Origin of the sequence: Psychrobacillus sp. MER TA 171, from assembly GCF_023713305.1 — a bacterium.
Lineage (GTDB): Bacteria > Bacillota > Bacilli > Bacillales_A > Planococcaceae > Psychrobacillus.
The window spans coordinates 1-260 of sequence record NZ_JAMAWN010000099.1 but is presented as its reverse complement, the minus strand read 5'-3'; the positions used below and the strand labels follow the sequence as shown (position 1 = coordinate 260).

Sequence of the window (260 nt, the reverse complement as noted above, 5' to 3'; positions counted from 1 at the left end):
AACAACCAATTGAATACTCAAAACATATATAGGAGGGCCTCTTATGAATAATAGTACGAATCATAAAATTAATCAAGTGAGTGAAAAGACGTTGGTCATTGGGATCGATATCGCCAAGCGCAAACATTACGCATGTGCTGTAGACGACCGTGGACGAGTATTGCATAAGTCATTCCCTATCAGACAGTCGGCAGAAGGATTTACGACCTTCTATGAACAGCTACTCGCATTAAAAAACAAACACGAGAAATCAGAAATCC

Annotated in this window: 1 protein-coding gene; it reads left to right on the top strand. The window is 39.6% G+C overall.

Annotated features, from left to right (window positions below):
* Positions 1–43: 43 nt before the first annotated feature.
* The coding region (locus M3627_RS20635) for an IS110 family transposase (protein WP_251557300.1) at positions 44–260 on the top strand (217 nt) is incomplete at its 3' end.